The following is a 22832-nucleotide window of genomic DNA, read 5'->3' as shown; positions in this document are numbered from 1 at the left end:
TCTGTTTCAAAAAATGCTGCAAGAAATACAAAGAAGGGAAACGTTGCAAAAAATGTCCCGGCCGAAAAAAATAGCCAGTTTAGATCCAGCTCGTTATTCCTCGAGATAGTTGAGATCTTTATCAAAGCTCTCCTCAAGTTGCGAGAGGGAATATATAGCAATACCTGAAAGCAGCAATACCATCGTAATTGCCGCAGGTACAATACCAAAAGAATTTACTAAAAGTCCATATAACATGGTCGATGGGATCAAGGCTCCTCTGACAAAATTAGGAGCGGTCGTTGCGACCGTAGCCCGCAGATTTGTACCGAATTGCTCCGCCGAGATCGTCACAAAGGTTGCCCAGTACCCTACTCCAAGCCCCATAATAAACGCCAAAATCAAAAACTTATCGGCGGTAATTCCAGTACTTAGCAGATACCATAATGAGCTGGCAACAATAATCAATTGGCAGATAAAAACAACTTTCTTCCGTGATTTTAAAACCTGTGCAAATACTCCTGCCAAAACATCACCTAAGGAAATTCCGATGTAAGCAAACATCACCCCTTTGCCTGCGCTTAAAGTCTCAGATGCACCCAACGCCTTTCCGATTTCCGGAGCCTGTGTCACCAACACCCCGACCACAAACCAGATTGGCAGACCGATGCAAAGACAATTAACATAACGTTTCAATCGGCTCTTATCTGTAAAAAGCATCCTAAAATCACCTTTCGGCACATCCTTTTTATCCTGTTCTTGAAATAAGCCCGATTCAAAGGAACCGACACGTAATAGCAGTAATAATAGGCCCATTCCACCGCCAACAAAATAAGCGGTGCGCCAATTGAATTCCTCGGAAACAAAGTAAGCAAGAATAGCACCCATTACCCCAACACTGGCCACCAGCATTGTTCCATAACCGCGTTTCGACTTATGCATACTTTCCGAAACCAAGGTAATCCCCGCCCCCAGTTCACCGGCCAATCCGATTCCCGCGATAAACCGGATAATGCCATATTGCATGACATCGTATACAAAACCATTGGCAATATTCGCTAATGAATACAGGAGAATAGAACCGAACAAGACCTTTAAACGCCCGAATTTATCCCCGATAATCCCCCAGATAACTCCGCCCAAGAGCAGACCGCCCATTTGCATATTAAGTACAAATTCGCCTTTTACCCGCATCTCCGCTACCGGAACCCCAATATCCGTAAAGGATTGAATGCGGACAATGGAAAAAATAATGAGATCGTATATATCGACAAAATATCCCAGCGAAGCTATTGTCACCAATAACCATACTTTCTTGCTCTCAGCCTGTTTATCTTTTAATGTTGACATTTTAGGTTTTTTGATGCCGTAAAAATACCATAGTGAACGAAGAAAACCAAGATTTCAGAAAATAATCCGCCACATTGTTTTATTTTTGCAAGATGAGATACAGTCCGCGTGCATTAACATGGCTCTTGCGCTTTTACCCGCCTTTTTTATTCCAGGGAATCTGGGTAAAAAAGATCAGTCCCGGCTTCAAAGGAGCCGAGGTAAAAATTTACAAGACCCCATTCAATATCAATACCAATAGAACCTTGTTTGGCGGGACCATCTTTGCTGCGGCGGATCCTATATTTCCGATCCTGATTGATCAGTACCTTCAAAAAACTGGCTTTAAAAAAACCATTGCCTGGCTTAAATCATCAAAAATAGATTTTAAAAAACCGGGCAAGACCAGTGTGGGCTATTCGGTGCAGCTTTCGGACGAACTGCTTGCGGAATGTACCCAGACTATACGTACAAAAGGTAAAATCATAAAAAACCTGAGTTTGGAAATCAAAGATAAAAATAATGAGCTATGCGCTGTAGTGCATTGTGAAACCTACATTCGTGACTTGAATTTTACATTCCCGGATAGAAATCAAAAGCTCGGGCAATAAGAAATTGATATCTTTGTCCAATTACCAAAAAAATAGAAACATGAACAAAATCGCTTTCATGGCTATCGCATCCTTGGCAATAGCGGCATGTGGAACCACCGGCACAAATAATGTAAAGGCTTTACAGGATTCAACAATTAAAATCCATGATGAAATCATGCCTCAGATCGCCCATTTTGACCGCGATGCAGTCAAAATTGACTCCATCTTAAACAACTTAAAGACGCTTAAAGCAGCTAAGGCCGATTTGGACACTACAGCTACAAGGAAAGATCTCGGCATATTAAAAGCGAATTTGGAAAGTGCGACGGACCATATGATGGACTGGATGAAAGATTATAATCCAGATAGCACCGATGTTAAGTATTTTGAAGTTGAACTGCAGAAGGTGTCAGACATGAAAAAAATATTTGACGAAGTTTCCAAGGAAAGCCAGGAAAAATTAAAAAATTTCTAAAGCAGCCGCTCCATGCGCCAACAGCTTGTAGCTGGAGGAAATACCCCCGCGGGTGAATCGATAATAAAAGAATAAAAACAGATGAAATCTATAATTAAACTTTGTTGTGCCACAGGCCTATTGCTTGGTTTATTCTCCTGCAAAAACACGAGTCAGTCGAGCTTGCCCATTTACGGCGAACGTGAAGCCGTCGAGAAAACCGTTGACGGAAAGCAAGTCGTAGATACGGTCTATCATACCATCCCGGCATTTAAATTTTTAAATCAAGACAGTGTGATGATCTCAGACCAGAATTTTGAGGGCAAGGTATACATTGCCAACTTCTTTTTCACCCATTGTCCGAGCATCTGCCCAACAATGAACCGTAATCTATTGAAAATCTACACACAATATAAAGACAACGATGCCGTCCGTTTTTTGTCCCATAGCATAGATTTTAAATACGATCAACCCTATGTACTGAAAGATTACGCAAATAAGCTGGGCGTGAGCAACGACCACTGGCAATTTGTTTCAGGCACAAAAGCTGACATATATGGCATCGCCAACCAATACCTTGTGTATACAGCAGAAGATAAAAATGCCCCCGGGGGTTACGACCACCAAGGCTACCTGGTCTTAATTGACAAGGATAAACGTATCCGTGGTGCTTATGACGGGACAAATGACGAGCAGGTAAAAAAGCTGATGGAGGACCTACCAAAGTTGTTGAACGAAGCTAAAAACTAATATGCGCGCGCTTTTTACGACCTGTTTTATCATTGGTGCCCTCCTATTGGTGCTCATCGGCTGTCAGAATGAAGTTGACATCAGAACAGCACAGTACAGCGTCAATGGTCAAAAAGTGTATATTACACATTGTCAGAATTGCCATGGCGAAAAGGGCGAAGGATTAGGAAACCTGTACCCTCCCCTGACGGATGTCAAATTCCTGGAAAGCAATCGGCAAAAACTTGCCTGCATGATCAAGTACGGGGCTACCGGAGCATTGGAAGTCGCAGGAAAGAAATTCAATTCCACCATGCCGGCTTCAAATCTTTCGGCAGTTGATATCGCCTACGTACTGACCTACATCAACACAAAGATCAATAAAGGCAAGGATATCTTTCCCTTGGCGGAAGTAGAAAAACAGCTGAAAAACTGCCAATAAAAAAGGAACTTTAAAAGTTCCTTTTTTATTGCCCTATCCGCAGCATATGCCTCAAATTAAGCCACTAAAAAATAATTGCCCGAAGCCAAAACAATTTAAATCTTTTTTCCTTATTGTAGTATTGATCCAAATTGTTTAGCTTTTATTGATTTATAACAATAATCTGACATTTTGCATTCAAATTAATTGTTAATTTTGCACCCGAATGAACGTTCGATTGATGCATACAAATGAAAAAATAGCAGCTGTCTTTGCTGCCACACTTAAACTTATCCATACCAACGGCTTCCATGGGACGCCGATGAGTAAAATTGCACAGGAGTCGGAAGTAGCGATAGGTACAATCTATCACTATTTTCCTTCTAAAGATGATCTGATCTTTGCGCTTTTCAAACATTGTCGCTCGTTACTGAATGATTACATTTTTGATGGCATCAAAGAAGACTTTGACTACAAAGCGTCTTTTTTTCATGTGTGGCGCAATTTTGTCAAGTTCTATTTAGAAAATGCCCAGATCTTCAGTTTTTTTGAACAGTTTTTTTCTTCTCCATACTATGAAAAGAATAAAGCTGAAATACAAGAACCTGTAGGTGGTCAGAATAAAGTCCTGGATTTTTTGCAGGAAGGCATTGATAAAAAGATTCTAAAACAAGTAAATGTCCACCTGTTGGTGGCTAGTTATATTGGGGTAGCTTTGTCTACAGTACACAACATCAAATTCAAAGATCTTCAATTCTCTGAACAAAATCTGAAGGAGCTGATGGAAATTATCTGGGACGGTGCTGTTAATAGAAATAAAATAATTAATTAGATATATGAAGTTCAATAAAATCGTTTATTCCTTAGCGACCCTATCGCTTTTGAGTAATACAGGATTTGCACAACAGCAATCTGAAAACTTGCCGCCAAATGCGACGCTTCAGCAGCTGATAGATTATGCTTTGCGGAATAAGATTTCGGTCAAACAAGCAGAACTCGATGAGTCCATAGGTGAAAAAGATATAGACATTTCGCTCTCTGGCTGGTATCCGCAACTTGGTCTGACGGGCAATTACAATCACAATGTGAAATTACCAACCATGTTTTTCAATGGTGCTAATATTCCAATGGGGACTAAAAATAGTAGCGCTTTAACGCTGCAGGCAGACCAACAGATTTTAAATCCTGCGTTAATGCAGGCGAAAAAAGGTGCTGATTTGCTCCGCCTGAGTAACAAACAGAACACGGAGAGTCAAAAAATTGACGCAGTGGTTGACGTGAGCAAAGCTTACTATGACATTCTGACTTCAGAAGAACAGATTAAAATCGTACAGGAAAATATTGCGCGTCTGCAAAAGCAATACAATGATGCCCATTCGCGCTATGATGTCGGTGTAGTCGATAAGACCGACTACAAACGTGCTCAGATTGCCCTCGCAAATGCCAGAGCAGATGAAAAACGTACCGTTGAGCTCCGTAAGTATAAATATGACTATCTAAAACAGCTGCTTGCCTTGGATAAAGGGCAAAACCTGACACTTTCCTTCAACAATACGAATATGGAAGGGCAGGTTTTATTGGATACGACTGCCGGTATCAATGTTACAAATCGCATTGAATTCCAACAATTGCAAACTTCCAAAAAAATTCAGGAATTAAATACTCAATATTATAAATGGACATATCTTCCCAACATAAGTGTTTTCTATAACTATGCATTTAATTATAGAAATAACAGCTTTGGCAAATTGTACAATGATAATATTCCGAGTTCTGTTGCGGGTCTGAACTTATCGTTACCTATTTTTCAAGGGTTCAAACGCAAGCACCAAATTAACAAATCAAAGTTGCAGGAAGAACGCATCGATTGGGACATCAGGAATTTGGAAAATACGGTCAACACAGAATATTCGATGGCCAGGGCAACTTATAACGCTAATCTAAATGACTGGAAAACAGCGCAGGAAAATGTTGTCCTTTCCAAAGAAGTTTATGAAACCATCAAATTGCAGTATGATGAGGGGATTAAAACTTACTTGGACCTCATGACTGCGGAGACTGATCTTAAAACAACACAATTAAACTATTTGAATGCCCTTTATGCGCTATTGTCAAGTAAACTGGATGTTCAAAAAGCAATTGGAGCGATCCAAACTAATTAATCAATTCAAACGGAAACTAATACAAATCATGAATAAAAGACAATTATTATTCGCTTTCTTCCTTGGGACGGCTTTAGTATGGACCTCTTGTGGAAATAAAGATGCAAAAAAGCAAGGTGCAGCACAGGCTCAGGCTGAGAAGGTTGTTCCTGTTACCTTTGGCGCAGCATCACATGAGATTGTTACGGGAACAATAAGTTATCCCGCAACAGTCAAACCGTTGAACGAAGCAGATTTATTTGCCGAAGTAAGCGGTTATATTACCAAAATATATGTTTCAGACGGTGCTGTGGTCTCTAAAGGACAAGCCTTGTATGAGATTGACGGAACACGTTATAATGCTGCAGTACAACAGGCAAAAGCAAGCCTGCAAGTAGCACAGACCGAGCTTGACCGTCAAAAAAGAGATTTGGCACGTTACCAGACATTGGCTGACAAAGATGCGATCGCCAAACAAGTATTTGACAATGCAGTATCCGCTGTCGCTTCGTCACAGGCGCAGGTAGAATCTGCCCGCGCAGCGTTGGTTACGGCGAGTACAAACTTGTCACGCTCTACGATACGCGCACCATTTGCAGGAACTGTAGGTATATCGCAAGTACGTTTAGGTGCTTTGGTCAATCCAGGAACTACCCTATTGAACACTTTATCTTCAACAAGCCCTATTGCCATTGAATTTCAGGTGAACGAAAAAGATATCAGCAAATTTGTTCAAATGCAGAGCAGCCGCTCTTCATCGGACCTTTCACTTCTATTGCCGGACGGAAGCACTTATGAAGGAAAAGGCAATATAACAACAATTGACCGCGCTGTTGATCCAGCAACAGGAACAATTAAAGTCCGGGCTACTTTCCCCAACAATTCCAATGCATTAAGAGCTGGTATGAACATTACGATGAATGTTTCTACGACTTCAGCAAACGAGGAAATCGTTGTGCCTTACAAGGCGGTTTTTGAGCAATTGGGTGTATTCAATTTATATGCCGTTAATGATAGCAGTAAAGCAGAAATCCGTCAGGTAAAATTAGGCATTAAAGCCGGTGACAAAGTTGTCATTAAAGAAGGTGTCAAAGATGGTGAAAAAATCATTGTTGATGGTGCCATGAACGTCCAAAATGGTGTTAAAGTTGTCGACGCTGCCACTGCCGCCCAACAAGCTGCAAAAGGTGCTCCACAAGGAAAATAACAACATTAATTTTTAAGAGAATCTAAAAAATATAGAATGATTTCAGAAGTATTTATTAAGAGGCCAGTTACCGCAATCGTTATTTCGATATTGATTTCAATTATCGGGATTATTGCTGTTTCTACGTTGCCAATTAGCCAGTATCCTTCTATTGCACCTCCAACGGTAACGGTAACAGCTAATTACACAGGAGCAGATGCACAGACGGTTGAACAGACCGTGACGACTCTGATCGAGAGTCAGATCAATGGTACACCTGGCATGATTTATATGTCGTCAAATAGTACTTCAAATGGTCAAGCAACAATTACTGTCACATTTGAAGTAGGTACTGACATTGATATTGCAACCCTAGACGTACAAAACCGTGTCGGGATTGCCGAGCCTGCCCTTCCAGAAGCGGTAAGACGTTTGGGAATCACTACCCGTAAGGCCAACAACGATATCTTGATGTTGGTTGCTTTAACTTCACCAAAAGGAACAAGATCCGAAAATTTCTTGGCCAACTACAACAACTTATACGTAAAAGATGCGCTATTACGTGTTAAAGGCGTCGGTGATGTGACCGCTTTTGGGCAACCATTTTCAATGCGTGTATGGCTAGATGCAAACAAATTAGCCAATCTAAGCATGACTCCTGCTGATGTATCGACAGCAATTGCGGAACAAAATTCCCGTATACCTGGCGGTAGCGTTGGTGGACGTCCACAAGAGTCTTCGACAGTATTTGAATATCCGGTCATTACCGATAGTGACCTTTCAAATCCCGAAGACTTTGAAAACATCGTCGTTAAGACCAACAAAGATGGGTCGATCGTACTTTTAAAGGATGTTGCGCGTGTTGAATTAGGTCAATTCAATTATGGTACATCGTCTACCGTAAATGGCATGACCTCATCTGCGATGATGATCAACCAAACGCCAGGTGGAAATGCCGTAGAATCTGCAGAAGGTATTGTTGCGGCTTTGGAAAAATTAAAACAATCTTTCCCAACTGACGTCGATTATACCATTAGTTATGAGACCGTGTCTGTGGTAAATGCATCTATTTCCTCGGTTATCCACACCTTGGTTGAAGCATTGATCCTGGTAACCGTCGTGGTTTTCTTCTTCCTACAAAGCTGGAGAGCAACTTTAATCCCTGTTCTGGCGATTCCTGTATCGATTATTGGTACATTCATCTTCTTCCTGATGTTTGGTTTCTCTGTGAACAACTTGACCATGCTTGCCTTTGTACTGGCCATCGGTATTGTGGTGGATGATGCCATCGTTGTGGTGGAAGCCGTGCAGCACTATATCGACCATTATAAGCTGGACGCAAAAGAAGCAACACGCCGTGCCATGGGTGATATTACAGCACCGGTTATCGCAATTGCCTTAATCTTGGCGGCAGTATTCGTTCCTGTAGGTTTTATCCCGGGGATGGTCGGTAAATTGTATCAACAATTTGCGATCACCATTGCGGTATCGGTTATGTTATCCGCATTCATTGCCCTTTCGTTGACACCAGCATTATGTTCGATTCTTTTGAAACCAACAGCCGTACATGAGGGTGCTAAAGGTTTGAACAAGTTCTTCTACAAATTCAACGTATGGTTTGAAAAAGTAACGATCAGATATTCAAAAGGTGTACAACAATCGATAAAAAAAGCGCCACTTGTATTGATCATCCTTTTATGTATTTTCATCGGTACAGGCTGGATGTTTACGACCAAGCCAACAGGATTTATTCCTTCCGAGGATGGTGGTGCCTTTTTTGCAGGTATTACGCTACCAGAGGGTTCTTCTTCCGCACGTACAAATGAGGTGCTTAAAGAGATTGAGGCCGATCTACATAAGACTTTTCCTGAAATCAAATATGTGACCGCGATCTCTGGTATCAATATCCTGAACCGTGCCTTCAAATCCAATGGTGCGACAGTTTTCGTGTCGCTCAAACCTTGGGAAACACGGACACGTACGGCCAGCGATATTGCCGGTATGATCATGGGTAAATACATGGGTTATACCAAAGCAAGGGTATTAGCGGTAACACCACCAGCTATTCCGGGCTTAGGTACATCCGGAGGTTTCTCCTTGCAGGTACAAGATTTACAAACGGTAAATATCAAGGATTTCGAAGCTACAGTGGGTAAATTCCTCATGGCTGCCAACCAACGTCCAGAAATTGGAATGGCTTATACGATGTTTAATACCAATTCTCCAAACTACAAATTGGAAGTCAATCGTGAACAGGCTAAACGTATGGGAGTTCCGATATCAAGTATTTATTCGACGATATCGTCCTATTTGGGTAGTAGCTATGTTAATGACTTCACCAAGTATGGCCGTAGCTATCGTGTCGTTACACAAGCCGATATCCCTTATCGTATGAATATCGAAGACATCAACAAACTTTATGTCAACAATACGATGGGCAACCCGGTACCAATGGGTACGCTCGTTAAATATGAGCTGATAACGATGCCGTCGATCATCAACCACTACAATATCTTTAGAAGTATCGAGATCAATGGTAGCTCGGCTCCGGGTTACTCGTCTGGGGATGCATTGAAAGCCTTACAGGAAGTTGCAGCACAGACTTTACCGGAAGGGTTTGATTATCAATTCTCCGGACTTTCACTACAGGAAATGCAGTCGGGATCAAAAACCATTCAGATCTTTGCCTTATGTATCCTGTTTGTATTCTTGCTGTTGGCGGCCCTGTACGAAAGTTGGTCAGTACCATTCTCTATCCTTCTATCGGTTCCTTTAGGGGTATTTGGAGCGATTTTGACCCTAACGTTGATACCATCTTTAGATAATAATATCTATGCACAGATCGGTTTGGTAACCATTATCGGTCTGGCGGCCAAGAATGCGATCCTGATCGTGGAATTTGCCAAAGAACGGGTTGACATCGGAATGAATCTCTATGAGGCAACATTGGATGCTGTAAAATTGCGTTTACGTCCGATCATCATGACTTCTTTCGCCTTCATCCTGGGTATTATTCCATTGATGTTGTCACACGGTGCCGGTGCCATCTCCCGCCAAACAATCGGCTGGACGGTATTCGGTGGTATGACCGCAGCGACACTTTTGGCAATCTTTATCGTTCCCGTCCTGTTCGTTGTGATTACACGAATGGCCTACGGTAAGAAAAAATTAGCTGAATTAGAAGCCAATTTCGATGAAGAAAAAGCAAAGAACTTAAGTGCACACTAAGCAAACAACGGTTTGCGGCATACGGTACTAATTCTAACAGTACGCTTAAGCGGCCTTTCTTTCCGACGAAAGAAAGGCCGCTTGTTTTTTGCGCTTCCAATTATAATTTTTAATTTTACCGCACACGATTAAAAACATATGTCACCTGAATCACAACGCAAATTTGAACAACTAAATCTTCTTGCCGAATCCTATGATGCCTTACTATTTGATGTCGATGGCACATTGGCGGACAACATGGATGCCCATAAACAAGCTTATAAAGCTGCCGCCAAACAATATGGCGTTGAGCTTGATGTCAATCTCATTGACGAAACTGCCGGCTGGCCTACGGTAGCCGTTGCTGCGGAAATCAGCAAACGCTATGCTGTCGACTTTGACCACGAGGAATTCTCCACACTTAAGTCCACGATATTTAGAGATGAATATGTTTTTAAAACAAAACCGGTCGATTATGTTGTTGAGCATTTGAAGTACCAAAAAGGTAAAAAACATATTGCTGCCGTCTCCGGCGGAACAAGGACAACTTTGTCCATGACCCTAAATACTATCGGAGTATGGGATGATCTTGAAACGTTAGTCTGTGCGGGAGACACTCCAGAAGGTAAACCATCCCCACAACCGTTTCTGCTTGCAGCTTCGCAGTTGAACATCGCTCCAGAAAAATGCTTGGTCTATGAAGACGGGGTTCCCGGCGTTGAAGGTGCTAAAGCCGCAGGAATGGGCTGGGTCCGCATAGATGAACTATAAACAGGCTCAATGATTCAACATAAAAAAGCCCTTGAATTGAAATTCAAGGGCTTTTCCTTTATGACTGACTCCTCAGTTTTTTTGCGGACTGCTCAACTCGGGGAGGATCCGCTTTTTACGTTTTCGACAACTTGTATTAGAAGCTGGTGATAATTTTCACACCGCCATTGCTGTAATTCAGATCAGACGACCGCAAACCTCCAACGGGTAGTTTGTAATAAGGTTCCACAGAGATGGAAAGTTTGCCGACTTTCTGTTTTCGTCCGACCGAGAAGTTCACAAACCCATTCACACCTTTATCATCTACGTTCTTATCTGCGGATGTTTGTTTATACTCTTTATTGTTGGTTTCATAAATCGTAGCCCGTTCCTGATCCAGTACACCGACATAGGAAACCCCTACTGAGGTATAGAAATTTTTACTGATCGCATAACGGACATCAACAGGAATATCCACGGTTAAGATTTTACCGGAAACGCGTTCGTTACTTTTAGCATCTTTAGCATCCGCTGTGCGCATCACCAAAGGATTATTCAAACTGCTGGGCTGTGAAAGATAACTTGGGGCATCGGCAACAAACGAATTGGAAGCCATCGCCGGTGTGATGGGCGTATTTCCTGACATCGCTCCATAATGCTGGATAGAAGCACCGGATCGGATACTGATCTTACTCGAAACATTATAAGCCAGGGCAACTCCGCCCCCGAGGGTGATGCTCTCCGAAGTAGAAGCCGGTGATACAAATGCCCCCAGTTCCCATTTGCTGTCAAGATCATTCCCGTTTCTCAGAGCGACAGTACTCTTCCCACTTCCCTGCTGCCCAGCATATAGCGCAGAAAGGCGTGCAGCTTCGAGCTGTGTCTGTGTGTAGGATGAAACGGTATTTGAATTTGTTGATGCCACAGTTGAATTGGATGGCGCACCAACCTTTGTTGCCCCCGGGATAGCCGACGAAGCAGCAACTGTAGGGTCATCCAGATTGATCCTTGCGGAAAGGGTACTGTTGCGCAATTGCATGTTCTGCCCCGCACCTAAAGCGGCAAGATTATTTGATACACGAATATTATTCCCGCTTACTGCTTTTCCATCAAATAAGACAAACCGTTGTTTTTGACTATCATCAGCAGAAGGACTTTCCACTTTCGAATAGGTAAACGGTCGATCACGCATCAGTTCCTGTTCACTCAATCCCTGTGCCCCGGTCACATCGGACAACGAACGTTGAATAGACTCCTTTAAATCTTTGTTGTCCGCGAGCACCTCACTATCTTTCTGTTGCTGGGTTACAACCGGCGAAGATGGAATGACTGCAGAATTATTTTTCACCCCCCAATAGCCCGCACCAAAACATAAAAGTACCGCGGCAGCCGCACTCCAATATTTCCATGCGGAAGAAGGTGGTGTTGCTACCTCATGCGTTGATGCAAATTTTTCCCAGGAACCTTCCCGATAAGGTAGTTCATGGTCTTTTAATTGCCCAATGATCTCTTCTATCAATTCTTTTTTCTTATTGCCTTCCATGGTAACAACACTATTTATCTTATTTCTTGCACTACACCTGTATAGTCCAAGTATAATTTTCTGAGTTTTTGCTTTGCCCTTGTCAAGTACGTACGTGACGTACTATCCGGTATATTTAGCATTTGGGCAATTTCATCATGCGAATACCCTTCTATTTCATAGAGATTAAAAATAGTTTTCTGAATTTCGGGGAGCTGATCCAACAAGCTCAAAATCTCATTTACCTCCAAGCGGCTATCCAATTGCACCGATGGCGTATGCATATCCCCTTCGGCCATATCTTCAACGGAATACAACTGTTTTTTGCTCCGCAGAAAGTCAATTGAGATATTTGCAGCAATTCGACCGATCCATGCCCGAAACGATTTTTCGAGGTTCTCCGCATCAATATCCCTATTGAAGGACTCCAATTTTCGAAAAATCCGGACAAAGCTCTCATTCACAAGTTCCTCGGCATCGACATCCTGTTTGACATAGCGGATGATGATTGCCATTAGGTAGCCATAATATTTTTTATAGACAAAAGCCTTGCCGTCCTCGCGATTTCGCAAGCAACGTTCCAAGGCATCATGTAAAGATGATAGCTTCTTGTTATAAAAATATGACTGAATAATTCCCACTTAAACTATTTAAATATTAAGCTTCAAATAACGAAAATAAAATTATAAAACTTAAAATCAAATAGTCGAATGTCCCCGCTTAATATCACTATTTAACTATTTTTCTTCTTTTAACGGTCGCCATTTGTATTTCGCTACAGCGCTTTTCAAAAAAAATCAATAAAAAGAATTGAAAAAAATGGCTATTTTTGCATGATTTTCACATTTTAAATATTATTCAGACCGAATGAGTACTGTATTATCCGAACAGGAACAACTTAGAAGACAGGCGATGCAATCGTTGTTGGATATGGGAATCGAGCCTTTTCCAGCGAATGAATTTGTCGTCAATGCACATGCTGCCGATATTTTAGAAAACTACGATAGAGATAAATTGAATTATAAGAACATTACCATTGCCGGCCGCATTATGAGCCGTCGTGTGATGGGAAGTGCTTCATTCTTTGAAATCCAAGATTCTACCGGCCGTATTCAAGCTTATATTAAGCGTGATGATGTATGCCCTGATGAAAATAAAGATCTCTACAATGTTGTTTTCAAAAAACTATTGGATATCGGCGATATTGTAGGTGTCAAAGGATATGTTTTCACGACACAGACTGAAGCGATTGCAGTACACGTAGAGGAACTTACGGTATTATCCAAATCCTTACGTCCCCTTCCAGTGGTTAAATCCGCTGAAGGCAAAACATTCGATGCCTTTACGGATCCGGAGCAACGTTACAGAATGCGCTATGTTGACTTAATTGTAAACCCTGCCAATAAGGATATATTTGTCAAACGCACCAAACTTTTTAATGCCATGCGTCAATTTTTTAACGACGCCGGTTATATGGAAGTAGAAACACCCGTTTTACAGTCTATTCCCGGAGGTGCCGCAGCACGTCCGTTTATCACCCACCACAATGCATTGGATATTCCATTATACCTTCGTATTGCGAACGAACTTTATTTAAAAAGACTGATCGTAGGTGGTTTTGACGGGGTGTACGAATTTTCCAAAAACTTCCGTAACGAAGGAATGGACCGCACGCATAATCCCGAATTTACGGCCATGGAAATCTATGTAGCTTACAAAGACTACAACTGGATGATGGATTTCACAGAACGCCTTTTGGAGCATTGTGCACTTGCAGTAAACGGTACCACACAAGCAACTTTTGGCGAACATAAAATTGATTTCAGGGCGCCATATAAGCGTATCTCGATGACCGATTCCATCAAAGAATTCACAGGATTTGATATCACCGGCAAAACCGAAGAAGAAATCCGTTTAGCCGCAAAAGGTATGGGTATCGACGTTAACGAAACAATGGGTAAAGGCAAATTGATCGACGAGATCTTTGGTGCGAAATGTGAAGGCAACTACATCCAGCCAACATTTATCACCGATTATCCGAAAGAGATGTCACCATTGACCAAAAAACATCGCGATAATCCGGATTTAACAGAACGTTTCGAGTTAATGGTCTGTGGAAAAGAGATTGCCAATGCTTACTCCGAATTGAATGACCCAATTGATCAACGCGAACGTTTTGAAGATCAATTGAAACTTTCAGAGAAAGGGGATGATGAGGCCATGTTTATTGACCAGGATTTCTTGCGTTCTTTAGAGTATGGTATGCCACCTACTTCCGGTTTAGGAATAGGTATGGATCGCCTGATTATGTTTCTGACCAATAATGCTTCTATTCAGGAAGTATTGTTCTTCCCGCAGATGCGCCCTGAAAAGGTAACAAAAGTTGCGGACGTAAAGGACTATGAAGAGCAAGGTATTCCTGCCGCTTGGGTACCGGCATTACAAAAAATGGGCTTTACAACCATCGAAGCCTTAAAAGAAGCCAACCCAAATAAGGTTTTTAATGATCTTGGCGGCATGCGTAAAAAATTAAAACTAGACATAACTATGCCGAGTAAAGACGAAGTACTGGCTTGGTTTAACTAATACAATGACACTAACAGCGGCGGACTAACATCCGCCGCTGTTATTTAGGGTATCCTCCCATATCCCCACAGGATAGTGCCTAAATATCCCGGTCAATAAAACCTAAAATTCCCGATTAAGAAACAGTGGCCCCTCTCATTTACCATCCAACGCAAACATGCGCCTGATTGTGATCGGCTATATTTTTATTACAAAAACCTTCGCCTCAAAAGGGCAATCTAAATTGTAAACATTTTCTATATTTACGTATCTTGAATTAAAATAGCGTTAGCGTATGAAGAGCATACTCGCCCTTGATGGAGGTGGTATTCGAGGGATTATCCCAGCTATGATACTCGTGGCTTTGGAGGAAAAATTACAAAAAAAAACAATGGATCCCAATGCGCGGATCGCCTCTTATTTTGACTTTATTGCCGGCACCAGCAGTGGCGGAATTCTTACAAGTATCTTATTGTTTCCGGACGAACGGGATCCTACGCATCCCAAGTTTTCAGCCCGCGATGCTTTAAATCTATTCGTCAACCACGGGACAGAAATCTTCCACACCTCCAAATGGCGTCGTTTTCTGGGTGAATTCGGCCTGGTGAGTGAATTGTACTCTTCGGCCGCCTTGTCTAATGTGCTGGACAAATATTTCCAAAATGCGCGGTTAAGCCACCTGATCAAGCCCTGCATTATCACAGCCTATAACATCGAGCTCCGTAAAAATCATTTTTTTAGGCAACAGAAGGCAATCACCCATGGCGAAGCGCGGGACTTTTACCTCAAAGATGTCTGCAAAGCGACTTCGGCAGCCCCGACGTTCTTTCCCGTTGCCGAAATCTATTCCATATCCAATACCAGATATCCGCTCATAGATGGTGGAGTGTTTGCGCAGAATCCCTCCATCTGCGGCTTGCTTGAGGTGTTAAAAGCCTTTAACAGTACACAGATCAACGATATGTTTATGGTTTCCTTGGGCACCGGGGTATCGAAGACAGCCTACAATTACGAACACTTCAAGAAAAAGCTTGCCATTCAGATCGGCCCCGCACTTGTGGACATCATGACGAGTGCCTCTTCCGAAAGTACCGAATTTTTTATCAAGCAATTATTCAGAAGCAATGGGAAACAGCAGAATTACGTTCGTCTGGAGCCGGCAAATCTATCCAGTATCAATGCTTCCCTTGATGCAGCCTCACCAAACAATATCCAAAAACTCATCTCCTTATCGGATAAGCTGATCAGTGAACATGAGGATACACTGGATTATATCATCGAACACCTCATCAAAGAAAAGAATCAGAATAAGAAGAAAAATCCTTGGAGCCAGTTGATGGATAAATTCTAAAAGGTTACTTTTACGCATATTTAAATCTATTATGGCATTAAACTACGTATGGGTTGCATTTTTTTTAATCACATTTGCCGTAGCCCTGGTAAAACTTATCTTTTTCGGAGATACCGAAATCTTCCAACAAATTGTCAATTCCATCTTTGACAGCGCTAAAACCGGAGCTGAAATCTCCTTGGGGCTGGTCGGGATGATGACTTTCGCCCTGGGAATCATGAAAATCGGTGAGAAAGGCGGCATGATCAATATCTTCGCAAAAATCGTAGGGCCTTTTTTCCATAAATTATTTCCCGAAATCCCTAAGAACCATCCTGCTCTCGGATCTATTTTAATGAATTTTTCTGCCAATGCGCTGGGTCTGGATAATGCAGCAACACCTTTGGGCCTTAAGGCGATGAAGGAACTCCAGGAACTGAATCCCAATAAGGAAACGGCAACGAATGCACAGATTATGTTCATTGTGCTCAACGCATCCAGTCTTACCTTATTACCGATTTCCATTATGGCTTACCGCAAGGAAGCGGGTGCACCGGATCCCTCCGACGTCTTTCTTCCGATTTTGATCGCAACCTTCTTTTCGACTTTAGTAGCTTTGATCCTTGTTGCCCTTTATCAAAAAATAAACCTATTCAACCGAGTCGTTTTAAGCTATTTAGGCGCCATGGGTTTATTTATCGGTGGATTATTATATTATTTCTCGGGACTACAACAAGCCGAAATAGAGATCTTCAGCAAAGTATTTGGTAATGTGATCCTGTTTAGCCTCTTCACTTCTTTCATAGGTTTGGCGCTTTTTCGCAAAGTCAATGTCTACGATTCTTTTATTGAAGGTGCTAAAGAAGGATTTGAAGTTTCTGTCAAAATTATTCCTTATCTGGTGGCCATGCTGGTCGGCATCGCTGTTTTTAGAGCCTCAGGAACAATGGATTATATGGTTGCGGGAATATCCAAAGGTATTGCCTTATGTGGTTTAGATACTTCCTTTGTTGATGCTCTGCCAGTCGCATTTATGAAACCGCTCAGTGGGTCAGGTGCGCGTGGACTGATGGTTGACTTAATGAATGCCAAAGGGCCTATGGACTTTGCGGCACGTGTCGCCTGTGTTATTCAGGGTTCCACTGAAACAACTTTTTACGTACTGGCGGTCTACTTTGGCGCCGTGGGGATAAAACGGACCAGACATGCCTTGCCTTGTGCCCTATTGGCTGAATTGGCGGGCGTGATTGCCGCTATTATTATATCCTATATTTTCTTTAAATAGCATTTTACAAGCATTGCTTAAGTTTAGAAGATACAGGTAGACATATTATAAAAAACAAATCTGACTGTGCCCTGTCGTAAAAAGATACTTGCCGATAGACACATAAATCTGTTGAAGATGGCTTTTTAGCCATCGGACGCAAATACAAATGAACAAATAATTAGATAGGGATGAAAAAAACAATCGCACTGATCGCCCACGATGGCAAGAAACCAGAAATGGTTGCTTTTGTCAAAGACCACCAGGATTTACTGGAGCATGCTCATATTATCGCAACGGGAACGACCGGTTCCTATGTGCGGCAGACAGGACTTCCAGTGGAGTTAAAATTAAGCGGCCCGATGGGGGGCGATGCACAGATCGCCGCACTAGCCGCTGAAGGTAAAGTAGATGGCATTATCTTCTTTCGTGATCCACTTGGTAAGCACGCCCACGAACCTGATATTCAAATGTTGATGCGTGTGTGCGACCTTTACAATGTTCCCTTGGCCACCAATCCTGCCACCGGAAGCTTAATTATTGAAGGATTATTGGAAGATCTTGTCGACTAACAAACCATTTTATTTAAGATGATGGAAAATGAAGTTATTGTCACCATAGGTGAAACACCTTATACCACGACCGTACAATATGGTAAACACCAGATTATTGCCGATGAGCCCGAGGACTTGGGTGGACAGGATCAGGGAATAAATCCCACACCGCTGCTGCTCTCTTCGTTAGGCACCTGCAAAGCAATCACCGTAAAAATGTATGCCGACCGAAAAAGCTGGCCTCTGGAAGAAGTTATTATCCGCCTTTCGCATGAAGTGCAGACCAGTGAACAGCAACAGACCACCTATATACAATGTCATATTAGCTTTAAGGGTAATCTGGATGACGAACAAAAGAAGAGACTGTTTAAGATTGCCGAAAAATGTCCTGTACATAAAATCTTAACTAATCCTATTGTAATAACTTCAAATCATTTGTAATTGTTTCTTGGGATAACGGGCGACACTAATTATATTTGTCCGCACAAAAAATCTTCGCACAACAATACCTGCCAATTGCAGTAAAAGATAATGAAGGTTCTTATATGCCGCTGAATAGTTGAAAAGTGCGCTGTAACAGCGAAAAATAAGCAGGACATCAATAACATATAAACGTTCAATAAAAATAGCAATTCGATGCAATTGGATCCACAAATAGCAATAGACTCTCCTTTTAGATCAATTAAACGGGAAGACTGGAAAAATCTAAATGGAAAGGTATTGCACAACTTCAGTTCCGAAGATCTTGACAACCTGCATGCGCTCAATGAGCCATTGACAAACCAGGAGATCGAAGAAGTCTATTTTCCGCTGAGCCATTTGCTGGAAATTCACATTGACCGTTTCCAAAGCCTGCATCAGCGGACAAATCGTTTTTTTGGGAAAGAAGAAAGTAAATTACCTTATATCATCGGTATTGCGGGCTCTGTCGCTGTCGGAAAAAGTACAACGGCCAGGGTGTTGCAACGGGTGCTGAGTATGCTGCCTTCAAAACCAAAGGTGGATCTGGTGACCACGGATGGTTTTCTCCATCCCAATCAACAACTGATCGAAAAAGGAATTCTGAACCGCAAAGGATTTCCGGAAAGTTATGATGCCAAACGGCTGATCCATTTTCTTTCTGCGGTTAAATCCGGAGCACCTAAAATTATGGTTCCGGTATACAGCCATCTGGTTTACGATGTATTACCCGATGATCAGCACCAGATCATTGAACAACCGGACATCTTAATCGTCGAAGGAATCAATGTGTTACAGGTCAATTCACAACGCCCCCGCAAAGGACATAGTGTCTTCGTTTCCGATTTTTTCGACTATTCGATCTACGTACATGCCAGTGAGAAAAACCTCATCGAGTGGTATACCAACAGGTTTGAATCCCTACGGGCGACCGCTTTTCAGAATCCGGCTTCGTTTTTCCATAAATATGCAGATATGTCACCCGAAGAAAGTCATGCGATGGCCGTCAATATCTGGAATGAGATTAATAAGCCAAACCTGATCAAGAACATCTTACCGACCCGCTATCGCGCCGATCTTATCCTGGAAAAAGGCAGCCATCATTTTGTCAAAAATGTGAAAGTCAGAAAGATCTAACTGACCGTTCCCTTAAATTGAAGAACCTCATTCAGAATCTTGCTCTGCACTTGCTGGTGAATCCGGTTACTTGAGGATATCGTGCTGACCTCAACTTTATATTTTACATAGTCTTTGGCTAAGTCAGCTATTTTCACCGTAAATCCCTGGCCATGATCCAGATTGGAATTATGCTGAAATAAGGGGTTAAAGTACTCTTCCAGCACTTCTACAGGAACGGCACGATCCATCGGCAATTCAAATTTTACGACAATTTTATTGGATTTCTGCGATGTTTTATTGACCAGGGTTGCCGTAAACACCAAGTTGTTCGGGATCATGACCGCATCATCATCCTCGTCCCGGACGACGAGATTGGCCAGCGTAATGTCGACGATTTTACCTTGATATTCCCCTATTTTAATGCGATCACCGACGGAAAACTGATCCGAAAACATAATGATCAGGCCCGATATCATATTGGTGATATATTCCCTGAAGATAACGGCGATGGCCATCGCCACAATCGTCATGCTGGTTATAAAATCTTTCGGGTTGATACCGACTGCAATCATCAAACTAACAATGATAAAAAACACATTTCCCACAGTTGCCACACGTGTAATTCCCAGTACAAAGTTACCACGGACAACCTGATGTTCATTGCGGCTGTTGTAAAGCTTGACGAGGATAAAATGACCGATCGAAATTAGTACACTGGCCGTCAGAAACGTATTCAGTCCGTAGGCCATGTTCAGTATGACCTCCCGCTGCTTATAAAAAGACTCGAATTGTACAAATGAAGCCGTCAATGCAACGAGTAGAATAATCCGTATGATAAAGGAAATAGATTTTGTCATTTTTAAACGTTGATGATTTGCAAATAAAAACAAATTTATCGTTTTTCTCCACGGTGCCGAAGATTTTTTTTCCTGTACAGTAGCGCTAAAGCAGTCGTGGAACTAAACAATTTTACTTTACGTAAAGAGCATTATCAGGAAATACCTATCTTTGCCTAAAGACATTACATGCTATTAAATGAAGGAATCCAACGTGCAAACTGAACTCAACGTAACCGGAATGCACTGCACAAATTGTGCTATTTCAATCCATAAATACCTAGAAGACAAGGGTGCTAAGGAGATCTACGTTGATTTCGCTTCAGATGAAGTAAAGTTCTCCGCTATCCCCCAAGATCAGGTTCCGCAGCTTGTCAAAGGTATCGAGTCATTGGGCTATAAAGTCATTAAGGATAAAGACAGCAAAGTAAGCTTTTGGAAGTCCGTTGAACTCAAATTTTTGATCTGCCTACTTTTTACCATTCCGCTATGGAGTCATATGTTTGTGACTCTCCCCTTGCTCCACGATCCCTATATACAGCTGGCTTTCTGTACACCGGTTTATCTTGTCGGTTGTTTCTACTTTGGTAATAGTGCCCTGCGTTCGCTATGGAATAAAATGCCCAACATGGATGTGCTTATCTTTGTCGGATCCACTGCGGCATTTGTCTACAGTGCTATTGGCACTTATTACCATATGGGGCACGATTATCAGTTTTACGAAACCTGTGCAACAATTATTACCTTAGTCTTTATGGGTAATGTGCTTGAAAAACGCGCTGTTACCAAAACCACATCCGCCATCAAAGATCTGGTCAAATACCAAGACATTAAAGCGATTAAAATTGAAGGCGATAACGAAATTGAAATTAGGGCTAAAGAGATCAAATCCGGGGATATTCTGAAAGTGAATACGGGAAGCCTGATTCCGGTGGATGGTGATATTCTGGATGGCCATGCCTGGATCGACGAATCCATGCTGACGGGCGAGAGTCTCCCGATCGAAAAAACAAAATATGATGCCGTGATCGGCGGCACATTGCTGAGCGCCGGCAATATCCGCATTTCGGCCACTAAAGTAGGGTCTAAAAGCGTTTTATATCAGATCATTCAGTTGATTAAAGACGCACAGAGCAAAAAGCCGCCCATTCAAAAATTTGGTGATAAAGTGGCGGCCTATTTTGTACCTATTGTTGTCATGATCGCATTTTTCACTTTTTTTATCGCCTACTTTATTGCCCAATTGCCGCTACAGCAGGCATTGATGAATGCCATTGCGACACTTGTGGTCTCCTGTCCCTGTGCGATGGGCCTGGCCACACCTACAGCAGTGATGGTCGGTCTGGGCCGGGCAGCCAAACAGGGCATCCTCATCAAGGGCGGCAGCACAATCGAAGAGCTGTCAGAAATCAAACAGATCGTTTTTGATAAAACGGGAACGCTGACAACAGGCGATTTTAATATCAAAGCCATTCAGACCTTTGGTATAGCGCAATCGCAGGTGGAGTCAATCATTGCACAGCTGGAAAGTTATTCCAGCCACCCAATTGCCCAATCTATCCGCAAGCATCTCAAGGAGATCAAGTCATACCGCATTATATTCAAAGAAGTCAACGAAATAAAAGGACAGGGAATATTTGCCACGGACACCAATGGAAACAGCTATTCCATCTGTAATGCTAAAATTGGCAGGAAAGATTATTCCAACAGGTACGACCTGACGCTGACCATCAATGAGGTTGTCATTGCAGGTATCGTGCTGGAAGATCAGATCAAGCCCTATGCAAAAGAACTTGTACAGTACCTAAAAGATAAAGGAATCCGTCCTATCCTATTGAGCGGTGATAGGCAAAGTAAATGTGAACGGGTGGCACAAAAACTTGGTATAGCGGATGTTTACTGGGAAAAATCACCCAGCGAAAAATTGGCGATCCTTTCGGATCTCAAAAAAACGGCCGCTACGGCAATGGTAGGCGACGGCATTAACGATGCCCCTGCCCTTACGGCAGCGGATGTCGGTATTTCACTCGGCGACGCAACACATATTGCCATTCAGTCCGCAAAAGTCATACTGCTGAACAGCGATCTGAAATCTATCGAAAAGCTACTGCAGATAGGTCATCACACCTTACTGACCATCAAGCAGAATCTTTTTTGGGCATTTGCCTATAATATTATCGCAATCCCATTGGCAGCAGCAGGATTCTTAGGTCCTATGCTGGCGGCTTTAAGCATGGCCTTCTCCGATCTCATTGTCATCGGTAATTCGATCCGCCTACGCTTTAAAAAAATGAAATAAAAACGATACGGCATAAGTACCAAGACAATCCATAAAAGATTGTCTTTTTTGTGTATATTAGGGCTCAATTCATTCGCTTTTGAGGTTAAATTTTT

The 22832-nt window shown here is 42.3% G+C and carries 20 protein-coding genes; 16 read left to right on the top strand and 4 right to left on the bottom strand.

Going from position 1 to position 22832, the window contains the following annotated elements; genetic code table 11:
- Positions 1 to 93: 93 nt before the first annotated feature.
- Positions 94 to 1329, bottom strand: a complete 1236-nt coding sequence (locus G6053_RS12605) for an MFS transporter (protein WP_165306647.1) — start codon at positions 1327 to 1329, stop codon at positions 94 to 96.
- A gap of 92 nt (positions 1330 to 1421) precedes the next feature.
- On the opposite strand from G6053_RS12605, the gene G6053_RS12600 reads away from it, so the two are divergent.
- The 9 genes from G6053_RS12600 (at position 1422) to G6053_RS12560 (ending at position 10810) form a co-directional block, all read left to right on the top strand.
- On the top strand, positions 1422 to 1919 hold the full coding sequence (locus G6053_RS12600; RefSeq protein ID WP_121124591.1) for a DUF4442 domain-containing protein: 498 nt from the start codon (positions 1422 to 1424) through the stop codon (positions 1917 to 1919).
- Between the two features lie 40 nt (positions 1920 to 1959).
- Entirely contained in the window at positions 1960 to 2376 is a 417-nt protein-coding gene (locus G6053_RS12595; RefSeq protein WP_165306646.1) for a transposase, read from the top strand.
- Between the two features lie 81 nt (positions 2377 to 2457).
- Positions 2458 to 3105, top strand: a complete 648-nt coding sequence (locus G6053_RS12590; RefSeq protein WP_108631889.1) for an SCO family protein — start codon at positions 2458 to 2460, stop codon at positions 3103 to 3105.
- Position 3106: 1 nt separating this feature from the next.
- Positions 3107 to 3526: a cytochrome c gene (locus G6053_RS12585; RefSeq protein ID WP_165306645.1), complete on the top strand. Its 420-nt coding sequence runs from the start codon at positions 3107 to 3109 to the stop codon at positions 3524 to 3526.
- A gap of 220 nt (positions 3527 to 3746) precedes the next feature.
- A complete protein-coding gene (locus G6053_RS12580) occupies positions 3747 to 4337 on the top strand; it encodes a TetR/AcrR family transcriptional regulator (RefSeq protein ID WP_165306644.1) in 591 nt (196 codons plus the stop codon).
- A gap of 4 nt (positions 4338 to 4341) precedes the next feature.
- Entirely contained in the window at positions 4342 to 5667 is a 1326-nt protein-coding gene (locus G6053_RS12575; protein ID WP_108631892.1) for a TolC family protein, read from the top strand.
- Positions 5668 to 5695: 28 nt separating this feature from the next.
- Positions 5696 to 6853, top strand: a complete 1158-nt coding sequence (locus G6053_RS12570) for an efflux RND transporter periplasmic adaptor subunit (RefSeq protein ID WP_165306643.1) — start codon at positions 5696 to 5698, stop codon at positions 6851 to 6853.
- A 36-nt stretch (positions 6854 to 6889) separates the two neighbouring features.
- Positions 6890 to 10060 carry a multidrug efflux RND transporter permease subunit gene (locus G6053_RS12565; protein ID WP_108631893.1) on the top strand — a complete coding sequence of 1057 codons (3171 nt, stop codon included), beginning with the start codon at positions 6890 to 6892 and terminating at the stop codon, positions 10058 to 10060.
- A gap of 138 nt (positions 10061 to 10198) precedes the next feature.
- Positions 10199 to 10810: an HAD family phosphatase gene (locus tag G6053_RS12560; protein WP_108631894.1), complete on the top strand. Its 612-nt coding sequence runs from the start codon at positions 10199 to 10201 to the stop codon at positions 10808 to 10810.
- A gap of 136 nt (positions 10811 to 10946) precedes the next feature.
- On the opposite strand, the gene G6053_RS12555 is transcribed toward G6053_RS12560, so the two are convergent.
- Positions 10947 to 12332 carry a hypothetical protein gene (locus G6053_RS12555; RefSeq protein ID WP_165306642.1) on the bottom strand — a complete coding sequence of 462 codons (1386 nt, stop codon included), beginning with the start codon at positions 12330 to 12332 and terminating at the stop codon, positions 10947 to 10949.
- Positions 12333 to 12346: 14 nt separating this feature from the next.
- A complete protein-coding gene (locus G6053_RS12550) occupies positions 12347 to 12952 on the bottom strand; it encodes an RNA polymerase sigma factor (protein WP_104382096.1) in 606 nt (201 codons plus the stop codon).
- 226 nt (positions 12953 to 13178) lie between these two features.
- On the opposite strand from G6053_RS12550, the gene lysS reads away from it, so the two are divergent.
- From lysS to coaA, 6 genes are all read left to right on the top strand, one after another.
- Positions 13179 to 14897 (top strand): lysine--tRNA ligase, encoded by a 1719-nt coding sequence (lysS, locus tag G6053_RS12545; protein ID WP_165306641.1) that lies wholly within the window; start codon positions 13179 to 13181, stop codon positions 14895 to 14897.
- 274 nt (positions 14898 to 15171) lie between these two features.
- Positions 15172 to 16227 (top strand): patatin-like phospholipase family protein, encoded by a 1056-nt coding sequence (locus G6053_RS12540; RefSeq protein ID WP_165306640.1) that lies wholly within the window; start codon positions 15172 to 15174, stop codon positions 16225 to 16227.
- Positions 16228 to 16258: 31 nt separating this feature from the next.
- Entirely contained in the window at positions 16259 to 17491 is a 1233-nt protein-coding gene (locus G6053_RS12535) for a spore maturation protein (RefSeq protein ID WP_165306639.1), read from the top strand.
- Between the two features lie 170 nt (positions 17492 to 17661).
- Entirely contained in the window at positions 17662 to 18042 is a 381-nt protein-coding gene (locus G6053_RS12530; RefSeq protein WP_108631899.1) for a methylglyoxal synthase, read from the top strand.
- A gap of 18 nt (positions 18043 to 18060) precedes the next feature.
- Positions 18061 to 18465 (top strand): OsmC family protein, encoded by a 405-nt coding sequence (locus G6053_RS12525; protein ID WP_241254989.1) that lies wholly within the window; start codon positions 18061 to 18063, stop codon positions 18463 to 18465.
- 195 nt (positions 18466 to 18660) lie between these two features.
- Positions 18661 to 19620 carry a type I pantothenate kinase gene (gene coaA / locus G6053_RS12520; protein ID WP_108631901.1) on the top strand — a complete coding sequence of 320 codons (960 nt, stop codon included), beginning with the start codon at positions 18661 to 18663 and terminating at the stop codon, positions 19618 to 19620.
- Here the strand turns inward: coaA and G6053_RS12515 are convergent.
- Positions 19617 to 20459 carry a mechanosensitive ion channel domain-containing protein gene (locus G6053_RS12515; protein WP_108631902.1) on the bottom strand — a complete coding sequence of 281 codons (843 nt, stop codon included), beginning with the start codon at positions 20457 to 20459 and terminating at the stop codon, positions 19617 to 19619. The genes coaA and G6053_RS12515 overlap by 4 nt on opposite strands.
- Before the next feature lie 178 nt (positions 20460 to 20637).
- On the opposite strand from G6053_RS12515, the gene G6053_RS12510 reads away from it, so the two are divergent.
- Positions 20638 to 22737: a cation-translocating P-type ATPase gene (locus G6053_RS12510; protein ID WP_165306638.1), complete on the top strand. Its 2100-nt coding sequence runs from the start codon at positions 20638 to 20640 to the stop codon at positions 22735 to 22737.
- Positions 22738 to 22832: the final 95 nt, after the last annotated feature.

It is taken from the genome of Sphingobacterium sp. DR205 (assembly GCF_011064245.1).
GTDB lineage: Bacteria > Bacteroidota > Bacteroidia > Sphingobacteriales > Sphingobacteriaceae > Sphingobacterium > Sphingobacterium athyrii.
Note: the sequence above shows the minus strand (reverse complement) of the source record. Positions and strands in the feature narration are given on the sequence as shown.

What these genes read in the sequence shown, in the direction of transcription:
- G6053_RS12525 (WP_241254989.1), top strand. Translation starts at nt 18,061, where the DNA reads ATGATGGAAAATGAAGTTATTGTCACCATAGGTGAAACACCTTATACC.
- coaA (WP_108631901.1), top strand. Translation starts at nt 18,661, where the DNA reads ATGCAATTGGATCCACAAATAGCAATAGACTCTCCTTTTAGATCAATT.
- G6053_RS12510 (WP_165306638.1), top strand. Translation starts at nt 20,638, where the DNA reads ATGAAGGAATCCAACGTGCAAACTGAACTCAACGTAACCGGAATGCAC.
- G6053_RS12565 (WP_108631893.1), top strand. Translation starts at nt 6,890, where the DNA reads ATGATTTCAGAAGTATTTATTAAGAGGCCAGTTACCGCAATCGTTATT.
- G6053_RS12595 (WP_165306646.1), top strand. Translation starts at nt 1,960, where the DNA reads ATGAACAAAATCGCTTTCATGGCTATCGCATCCTTGGCAATAGCGGCA.
- G6053_RS12585 (WP_165306645.1), top strand. Translation starts at nt 3,107, where the DNA reads ATGCGCGCGCTTTTTACGACCTGTTTTATCATTGGTGCCCTCCTATTG.
- G6053_RS12575 (WP_108631892.1), top strand. Translation starts at nt 4,342, where the DNA reads ATGAAGTTCAATAAAATCGTTTATTCCTTAGCGACCCTATCGCTTTTG.
- G6053_RS12605 (WP_165306647.1), bottom strand. Translation starts at nt 1,329, where the DNA reads ATGTCAACATTAAAAGATAAACAGGCTGAGAGCAAGAAAGTATGGTTA.
- G6053_RS12530 (WP_108631899.1), top strand. Translation starts at nt 17,662, where the DNA reads ATGAAAAAAACAATCGCACTGATCGCCCACGATGGCAAGAAACCAGAA.
- G6053_RS12570 (WP_165306643.1), top strand. Translation starts at nt 5,696, where the DNA reads ATGAATAAAAGACAATTATTATTCGCTTTCTTCCTTGGGACGGCTTTA.
- G6053_RS12555 (WP_165306642.1), bottom strand. Translation starts at nt 12,332, where the DNA reads ATGGAAGGCAATAAGAAAAAAGAATTGATAGAAGAGATCATTGGGCAA.
- G6053_RS12600 (WP_121124591.1), top strand. Translation starts at nt 1,422, where the DNA reads ATGAGATACAGTCCGCGTGCATTAACATGGCTCTTGCGCTTTTACCCG.
- G6053_RS12535 (WP_165306639.1), top strand. Translation starts at nt 16,259, where the DNA reads ATGGCATTAAACTACGTATGGGTTGCATTTTTTTTAATCACATTTGCC.
- G6053_RS12590 (WP_108631889.1), top strand. Translation starts at nt 2,458, where the DNA reads ATGAAATCTATAATTAAACTTTGTTGTGCCACAGGCCTATTGCTTGGT.
- G6053_RS12540 (WP_165306640.1), top strand. Translation starts at nt 15,172, where the DNA reads ATGAAGAGCATACTCGCCCTTGATGGAGGTGGTATTCGAGGGATTATC.
- G6053_RS12580 (WP_165306644.1), top strand. Translation starts at nt 3,747, where the DNA reads ATGCATACAAATGAAAAAATAGCAGCTGTCTTTGCTGCCACACTTAAA.
- lysS (WP_165306641.1), top strand. Translation starts at nt 13,179, where the DNA reads ATGAGTACTGTATTATCCGAACAGGAACAACTTAGAAGACAGGCGATG.
- G6053_RS12515 (WP_108631902.1), bottom strand. Translation starts at nt 20,459, where the DNA reads ATGACAAAATCTATTTCCTTTATCATACGGATTATTCTACTCGTTGCA.
- G6053_RS12560 (WP_108631894.1), top strand. Translation starts at nt 10,199, where the DNA reads ATGTCACCTGAATCACAACGCAAATTTGAACAACTAAATCTTCTTGCC.